The sequence below is a fragment of the Massilia orientalis genome (assembly GCF_030411975.2).
Taxonomy (GTDB): Bacteria; Pseudomonadota; Gammaproteobacteria; order Burkholderiales; family Burkholderiaceae_D; genus Telluria; species Telluria orientalis.
Map to the genome: position 1 here is coordinate 24,506 of NZ_JASNRB020000040.1, position 7,814 is coordinate 32,319.

8 protein-coding genes are annotated in these 7,814 nt (G+C 57.9%); 6 read left to right on the plus strand and 2 right to left on the minus strand.

The window, feature by feature from the left end:
• The 4 genes from QPK29_RS31670 to QPK29_RS31685 all read left to right on the plus strand — a co-directional run bounded on the left by QPK29_RS31670 (position 1) and on the right by QPK29_RS31685 (position 2,577).
• Positions 1–420, plus strand: coding sequence for a hypothetical protein (locus QPK29_RS31670; RefSeq protein ID WP_400189913.1), 420 nt, complete (start codon positions 1–3; stop codon positions 418–420).
• 176 nt (positions 421–596) lie between these two features.
• Positions 597–1,055, plus strand: coding sequence for a hypothetical protein (locus tag QPK29_RS31675; protein ID WP_371772195.1), 459 nt, complete (start codon positions 597–599; stop codon positions 1,053–1,055).
• A gap of 75 nt (positions 1,056–1,130) precedes the next feature.
• Entirely contained in the window at positions 1,131–1,970 is an 840-nt protein-coding gene (locus QPK29_RS31680) for a hypothetical protein (protein WP_371772194.1), read from the plus strand.
• 274 nt (positions 1,971–2,244) lie between these two features.
• Positions 2,245–2,577, plus strand: coding sequence for a hypothetical protein (locus QPK29_RS31685; protein WP_400189914.1), 333 nt, complete (start codon positions 2,245–2,247; stop codon positions 2,575–2,577).
• A 132-nt stretch (positions 2,578–2,709) separates the two neighbouring features.
• On the opposite strand, the gene QPK29_RS31690 is transcribed toward QPK29_RS31685, so the two are convergent.
• Complete coding sequence (locus QPK29_RS31690; RefSeq protein WP_371772192.1) at positions 2,710–2,931, minus strand: hypothetical protein; 222 nt, start codon at positions 2,929–2,931, stop codon at positions 2,710–2,712.
• A gap of 405 nt (positions 2,932–3,336) precedes the next feature.
• On the minus strand, positions 3,337–3,642 hold the full coding sequence (locus QPK29_RS31695) for a helix-turn-helix domain-containing protein (RefSeq protein WP_371772191.1): 306 nt from the start codon (positions 3,640–3,642) through the stop codon (positions 3,337–3,339).
• On the opposite strand from QPK29_RS31695, the gene QPK29_RS31700 reads away from it, so the two are divergent.
• Both QPK29_RS31700 and xerC read left to right on the plus strand, forming a co-directional pair.
• Entirely contained in the window at positions 3,619–6,462 is a 2,844-nt protein-coding gene (locus tag QPK29_RS31700) for a toprim domain-containing protein (RefSeq protein ID WP_400189915.1), read from the plus strand. The genes QPK29_RS31695 and QPK29_RS31700 overlap by 24 nt on opposite strands.
• A gap of 1 nt (position 6,463) precedes the next feature.
• Entirely contained in the window at positions 6,464–7,576 is a 1,113-nt protein-coding gene (gene xerC, locus QPK29_RS31705) for a site-specific tyrosine recombinase XerC (RefSeq protein WP_371772190.1), read from the plus strand.
• Positions 7,577–7,814: the final 238 nt, after the last annotated feature.

A 7,814-nucleotide genomic window follows, 5' to 3' on the forward strand; every position in this document is an offset into this window, starting at 1 on the left:
ATGACTCTCATGCCGCTGTTTTTTTTGGCGGCGGTGTGGCAAGTTCCTACGCGGAGCAGCTCTACAGAAATAACGAATGAAAAGGATTTTGCTATGCATCGTGCCGTTGCGAATGAGGATAAATTCGACCGAGGTCCGTATATGAACACAAAAAAATTTTTCAAATTAGCCGAAGTCGAGATTTCAAGCGGGAAATATCGCGATGCAATTAACCTACTGAGGCGAGGGATATCTGAACTTGGAGATAGGTATCGAAGTAATGGCGCAATTGATGAGACGGGAACCAGATTGGCTTTGGCCGAAATTGAAGAGAGCAATAATCGGTTAGACGTTGCAGCCAATCTACTCTTAAGTGTGCTTGCAACACGTCTTAATATGTATGCCGAAAAAAGTAGGATCGAAGGCAAGACAGACTGTTAAAGAATGCGTCCAAGTGTCCCGTCTGCCCTACCGTGTTCCGTCCGCACTAAGGAAACCCTTGCCAAAGCGCCGTAAAACGTGATGTTTGATTAGACAAAGCGGCGCTGGGTGCCGCCACGAGGTTGTCAGAAGGCATCAATTGGGGCCTCTACCCTCAAAAATGCGGAGGGAACATAGTGGCAGAAGTGCCCTTAACGAAAATAAGCGAAGGCCTGACGATCAGCTTTAGCAAGCAGAAGTTCAAGGACTTTGCAATTGGCAATGCGCTGGGCAACAGTTTAGTCAGCCCAGCTTTGCAATCTGGTCAGGACTTCGATAACGCAACAATGTCGCCACGACAGGCCGAGCGGGCCCAGTTTGGCGGACTGATCCTGAATGACGTTTTAGGAGGAGAGAAGAATTATCTTGGCATGCTCGGCGCATACGCTTCTCCTACCGCTTCAAGCCAATCTAGCAGTGCATGGGATTCTTATGTGGCGGCCTGGCGAGCTGACAACCCGACTTATCAGGTCATTCCAAAAGTTTATGTTTACGGGAGACGAGAAACCGCCGAACCGCAGCTGAATGCGGCGTTTGGTCTGAACAAAAAGGTGACTTTCGCGAACGCGAACTCGTCCCGTATCGAAGCGCAGTAGTCCATTTGGTCTTCTTACTCTAATATTGCGGGCGCCTATCGCAGCGGCAAAATTGGACTGGGAGATGCCGTATCGATGGCCTGGGATAACACTAAATTCGCTTACCGAGGATCTCAGCGGACGCAAGGTGCAGTCCAAGTAATCAATGGAGGCCTTGAAGTCGCGGGGGCAACTTTGCTTAGCGGTACCGGTGTAGGTGCAGTGGTTGGGTTACCCGTGGCATTCCACGGTGGAGACAACATTGGTACCGGACTGCGACGCCTCTGGACTGGCGAAGCTCAAAACACTGTTACGTATAATGGCGTCGCGGCGCTGACCGGCTCTCAGAAGGCTGCAGCGTTCGTAGACAATGATATTCCTTTTGCAGGTGGAGTTGCCAATATAGCAGCAGGCATTAACGGGTTTGCCAACTCGTCTTTTGCGAGGAATAGCGTTGTCGAAGTAGAAGCAAACGCTCTTCAAAGAATCGGCCTTAATAATCTTGACAACGCAAATTCGATTGCAAGAATGGCTCGCATCGATGAGCTATCGCGATTGAATTATGAGCGCAGAATTAATGAGGCAATTAACAATCAAGAATACGTGTTTAGATATCTTTCGGAGGATGGGCTTAATGCATCTCTTAAATATGGCAGCATCAGAGGCTACACGACAACCGAGTTCACGAGCTCAAGTAGTGCGATTTCAAATGGCGCACAGATACTTCCAGAATGGGGAGTCCCTAAATATGGCGTCGCCATCCCAGTTGATGAACTGAACGGATTCAGTATTGCTAGACCCATGGGTGGCAAGGCGACAACCGGATGGGAAGTTTTCACAAACTCGTATCCTAAAGCTGGCTCTGGCGGTTTCAGCCAGTTCTTACTTAATGCTGTCCCGATCGACCGGACTCACATATTTAGGTTAAATCCATGAGCTGTTCAAAATGCGCACTTCACAGACGTGACTTTGCCTCTGAGTCAGATTATTTTAAGTTCTCCAAAACTTTGTCCGAAAGTGTGGCAGAGGGGGATCTGACTAAAATCAGACACGAACAACCCGAAGGCCCATATTTAAGAATTCGATATGCTTGTATGCATTGTGGCGCCAACTGGATTCTGTCTGTACCCGACCAAGCATTTCGAGGAGAGTGGAGGGAAATTACATGAGGATAGCCGGCTCTTCAATTGACATTATCTTGCCAGATAATATGAGCGAAGCCTCGATAAGTAGCCTCAAATTGTGCGAGTTATTTATTGGTTCCGTATTATCATCCAATCTGCAAGCAATTAATGTAACCGTAGACAAAGTTGCGAAACATATAATTTGCTCGGATGAGAGAGTACGTGAAAATATTCGCCTTATTCTTGGAGCTGGAGCCTTGGACGCTTTTATTAGTCAATTAACCTCCTTGCTTCACACACCATCTGACAGCAATGCCATCGGTGAACTAAAATATCGTTTGAATGGACAAGTTGGAAAGATATCTTTTTACAAAAATGGAAGCGCCGCGATTGATTGGAAGATGGTGCGTAAGGAATAATTTGCGAGATTGATTTCAGCTAGAATACTGGCAGGTTAAGCAACGGCGAAATCATGCGGTTTCTCAGATATCCCGTAGACATCGGGCAGTTACCTGTCGAACTGAGAAATATTTAGGCGTTTTTGCAGGGAATTAGACGCCGACAATTTCGGTAACCAAGCACTCATCCTTATCGAACACGCCTAAGCGCTGGTCCTTTAAACCGGCGCGATAGGCGAGTTCGTAGAGGACGATCGCTTTGCGCAAAATCTCGGCTTTCGTCGCGCAGTTGGCCGTCGCAAGTTGCTCCAGTTTGGCGTTGAGCGCCGGCGACATGGTCAGGGTCAGGCGGATCGGTTCGTTGTCGGCGGCCATGGTAGCGTCCTCTCGGCAATGCGTGGATTATGCGCAGATTCTACGTCTGTGCTCCTGACCGTCGCAAGCGGTGTTCCGGCGTTTCGCGGGACACCCGCACCCGAAATCATGTACACACATTACGCACTAGGCGCGCAGCCGGCTTTTCAGCTTTAAGTGGTTGAATTTACAGTGGAATATGCTGTCTACAATTTTGATCACGTGACGAGCATCGTTTAGACTGCCAGGAAAAAGCCCAGCAAGATCAATCCCTTACAGTGTCTACAAATGTAGACGAGCGCCCGATTTTGCTTGGATTTCTTTTTAGCAGCTAAAGAGGTCCCCCAACCCGGCGCTGCTGCGCGTGGAGTGCCGTTTTTCTGCCGGGGTCGTGGTCCTACGTGTCCATCGACGTCGGCCAGCGCGTCACTTTTCCTTAGTCGCCAGCTGCCCGCTCACCCGGGCCAGCGCCCCTGCCACCTGGCTCTTGACGATGATCGCGTCCAGCACGGCCTTGGCCACTTCCTGCTCTTCTGGCCGCATCGCAGCGATCGCCTCAAAGCGCAATTTCATGTCGTCGTCCGGTTCACGCTCGCCTTCCTCGAACAGCAAAAAGTCGGTACTCGCGTGCAGGGCCAGGGCGAGCTTCTTCAACGCCTCGGCCGTAGGCTGGGCGCTACCGGCCTCGTAGTGCTTTATCTGCTGGCCATGGATGCCGGAGGCATCGGCCAAGCCCTGCTGGGTCAGGCCTTTCTGTTGCTGGTGGTCACACCGTCGAAAAACCTGTGGCACTGCTTCGGCTGCCAGATCGGCGGCGGCCCGATCGACTGGGTCATGAAGCAGCGCGGCGTTTCGTTCCGCCACGCGGTCGAGCTGTTGAAGTCGGACTTTCCCTTAGCCGCCGACGCCGTGGAAGCGCCGGTCAAGCGCAGCACGGTGCGCAGCCTGCCAGCACCGGTGTCGTTCGACGCCGACGACCGGACGCTGCTCGTGCAAACCGTCGATTACTACCACGAGGCATTGCGGCAGTCGCCCGAGGCACTGGCGTACCTGGCCTCGCGCGGCCTCGATCATCCCGAACTGGTCGAGCGCTTCAGGCTCGGCTACGCGAACCGAACGCTGGGCCTGCGCCTGCCCGAGAAGAGCCGCCTGTCCGGCGCCGACATCCGCGCCCGCCTGCAAAAGGTCGGCATCCTGCGCGAGAGCGGCCATGAACACTTCAACGGTTCCCTGGTCGTGCCGGTGTTCGACGAGACCGGCCACGTGAGCGAAATCTACGGCCGCAAGATCCGCGACGATCTGCGCAAGGGCACGCCCCTGCACCTGTACCTGCCCGGCGCGCACCGTGGCGTGTGGAACGAAGCGGGTCTTGCCCAAGCTAATGGCGAGATCATCCTGTGCGAAGCCTTGATCGACGCCATGACCTTCTGGTGCGCCGGCTTTACGAACGTCACCGCTGCTTACGGCGTCGAGGGTTTCACGGATGACCACATGGCCGCGTTCAGGCGGCATGGGATAAAACGCGTGCTGATCGCCTACGACCGCGACGACGCCGGCGACAGGGCCGCCGACAGACTGGCCGAACGCCTGATCGCGGAAGGCATCGAGGCGCTACGCGTGCGCTTTCCTAAAGGGATGGACGCCAACAGCGTCGCCGTCAGAATGACGCCGGCACGGCAAAGCCTGGGCCTGATGCTGCAACAGGCCGAATGGATCGGACGCCCCCGCACCGAACCCGCACCGGCATCGCCATCTGAACCGGTCGTCCCTTTAACCGCCGACGTGCCCGACGTCGAGCCGCCGCCTGCCGGCGACGAGCTGATGATGGACCTGGACGACCGGACGTGGAGAATCCGCGGCTGGAAGAAAAACCTGTCGCCCGAGCAGATGCGCGTGAACCTGCAGGTGCGGCGCGCGCATCCGGAGTCGCCGGGCTACCACGTCGACACGCTGGACCTGTACGCCGCGCGCGCCCGCGCCGCGTACGTGCGCCAGGCCGCGATCGAACTCGGCTTGCCCGACGAAACGATCAAGCGCGACATCGGCCACGTGCTGCTCAAGCTGGAAACGCTGCAGGACGACTTGATCACGCAAACGACGACACCGGCCGAGGCGGCGCCCGTGCTGTCGGCCGAGGACGAGCGCGAGGCATTGAGCCTGCTGCGTTCTCCCGACCTGGTGCGCCGGATCGTGCTGGACATGGAACGCTGCGGCGTGGTCGGCGAAGCGAACAACCTGCTGGCCGGCTACCTGGCCGCGATTTCCCGCAAGCTGGATACGCCGCTGGCCATCCTGATCCAGTCCTCGAGCGCGGCCGGCAAATCGAGCCTGATGGACGCCGTGCTGGCCATGGTCCCGCCCGAGGAACGGATGCAGTACAGCGCGATGACCGGCCAGTCGCTGTTCTACCTCGGCGAGACCGACATGCAACACAAGATCCTGGCCATCGCCGAAGAAGAAGGCGTGCGCCAGGCCGCGTACGCATTGAAACTGCTGCAGTCGGACGGCGAGCTGACGATGGCCAGCACCGGCAAGGACGAGGCCAGCGGCAACCTCGTCACCCGGCAGTATCGCGTGAAAGGACCGGTGATGCTGATGATGACAACCACCGCCATCGACATCGACGAGGAACTCATGAACCGGTGTCTCGTCCTGTCGGTGAATGAATCGCGCGAGCAGACGAAGCTCATCCACGAACGCCAGCGCATGAAGCAGACGCTGGAGGGACTACTGGCCGCCAGCGACAAGGAAGCGATCATCGCCCTGCACCAGAACGCCCAGCGGCTGCTGAAACCTGTGCTGGTCGTGAATCCCTACGCCGGCCAGCTGACCTTCCTGGACGACAAGACGAGGACCCGGCGCGACCACATGAAGTACCTGACCCTGATCCGCGCGATCGCCCTGGTCCACCAGCATCAGCGGCCGGTGAGGACCGTCGAGCATCGCGGCCGCACACTGCCCTACATCGAGGTAACGAAGGCGGACATTGCCCTGGCCAACCGGATCGCGCACGAGGTCTTGGGCCGCACGCTGGATGAACTGCCGCCACAGACGCGACGCTTGCTGAGCCAGTTGCAGGCGTGGGCCATCGACACCGCGAAGGCGAACAACCTGCCGCTCCGGGAGCTGCGCTTTACACGCAAGCAGGTGCGTGACGCGCTGCATTGGGGAGATACCCAGCTCAAGCTGCATCTGTCACGTCTGGCCGACCTGGAATACCTGGCCGTGCACCGACGCGGCACGGCCTTCGACTACGAGCTGCTGTACGACGGCAAGGGCGATGGCAAGCATTTATGCGGGCTGCTCGATGCAGCTGAACTAAGCCAAAAACACGGCTACGACGGCGAGCGGTCGGGGTGTGAAATCAATCGGTCGGAGTCGGGTCGGGCCAGGGTCGGCCCTTGGCCGGCGGACGGTCGGCATGGCCATCAACACGCACAAAGCCAGCAGTCACGCGGCGTGCGGGGCGATGAAGACGTCGCCGATGCGTCGTTCGCGCCAAACGCACATCTCGACGCTATCGGCGCCGATCCTGTCATAGCCGGGAACTAGCATGGGCAAGCGCGCCGACGTAAATCGACATCTGCGCGGTCCGGGCTTCTCTACGCCCGTTGGCGACCCGCGCGACGCGCGCGGCCTGTACGCAGCCATGCGCCGCTTTATCGAATACCGCGCCACCATCGGCAACACCGAATCCGGCCTGTATGGCCTGGAACGCTACATCCGCGATTTCATCGTCTGGGCCGACGCCCGCGCCGTGATGCACCCCGAGCACGTCACCCAAGCCGTGCTGGAACGCTACCAGCGCTGGCTGCACCATTATCGGAAGAAGGTTGGCTCGCCCCTGTCGGTATCGAGCCGGCGCAGCAAGATCACGCCGCTGAAAAGCTTTTTCAAGTGGCTGACGAAAACCGGCCAGATCCCGGCCAATCCGGCTTCCGAAATCGAGCTGCCGCGCGCGATCCGGCGCCTGCCGCGCCACGTGCTGACGGTGGCAGAAGTCGAGCGGGTGCTGGCCCAGGCCGACACCGCCACGCCGATCGGCCTGCGCGACCGCGCCATGATGGAAGTGCTGTACGCGACCGGCATGCGGCGCATGGAGATCGCCCGGCTGGAGGTCGGCGACATCGACCAGGAGCGCGCCGTCGTGCTGATCCGCGAGGGCAAAGGGCGCAAGGATCGCCTGCTTCCGCTGGGCGAACGCGCCCTGCATTGGGTGCGGCACTACCTCGACACGGCACGGCCGCAACTCACGTGGAACCAGTTCGACGTCACGCTGTTCCTCGGCGCCGAGGGCAAGGCACTATCTCCGTTGTGGCTGTCGACGGTGATCTCGCGTTACGTCGAGAAGGCCCAGCTGGGCAAGCACGGCGGCTGCCACCTGTTCCGCCACACGATGGCGACCCAGATGCTCGAAGGCGGGGCCGACATCCGCTTCATCCAGGCCATGCTGGGCCACGCCGAACTGTCGACCACGCAGATTTATGCCCAGGTAGCGATCCGGCAGCTGCAGCTGGTGCATGCGAGCACCCATCCGGGCGCGCACAGACGGCCCAGGAGCGCCCCCACGGAGGCGGAGGGTGCGAACCCTCAACCTGACCAGCAAAACGCGCTACAGGCATTGTGGGACGGTTTGGATGACGAGAACGACGACGAGCAGGACTAACACTGCCTCCCATTCGGTGTATTCGCTCTTTTCCCTTTCGGCTCAGCGGGTTACAGGACTTTTGTATACGCGAAAAATCGCTGTAATACAGCGAAACCCAGCAACCATGCGGGTTTCGGGCACATTTGTAATGTGAATCGCCACGACTATCGTAGACACTCCTGAGCCATAATGTTGGGCACAAGGAGAAGGTATGAGCGGAAAGCGGTACACAGAGGAATTCAAGATCGCGGCGGTC

Excerpts from the sequence above, each read along its gene's own strand:
- QPK29_RS31700 (WP_400189915.1), top strand. The coding sequence starts at position 3,619 with ATGGATGCCGGAGGCATCGGCCAAGCCCTGCTGGGTCAGGCCTTTCTG.
- QPK29_RS31670 (WP_400189913.1), top strand. The coding sequence starts at position 1 with ATGACTCTCATGCCGCTGTTTTTTTTGGCGGCGGTGTGGCAAGTTCCT.
- QPK29_RS31690 (WP_371772192.1), bottom strand. The coding sequence starts at position 2,931 with ATGGCCGCCGACAACGAACCGATCCGCCTGACCCTGACCATGTCGCCG.
- QPK29_RS31680 (WP_371772194.1), top strand. The coding sequence starts at position 1,131 with ATGGCCTGGGATAACACTAAATTCGCTTACCGAGGATCTCAGCGGACG.
- QPK29_RS31685 (WP_400189914.1), top strand. The coding sequence starts at position 2,245 with ATGAGCGAAGCCTCGATAAGTAGCCTCAAATTGTGCGAGTTATTTATT.
- xerC (WP_371772190.1), top strand. The coding sequence starts at position 6,464 with ATGGGCAAGCGCGCCGACGTAAATCGACATCTGCGCGGTCCGGGCTTC.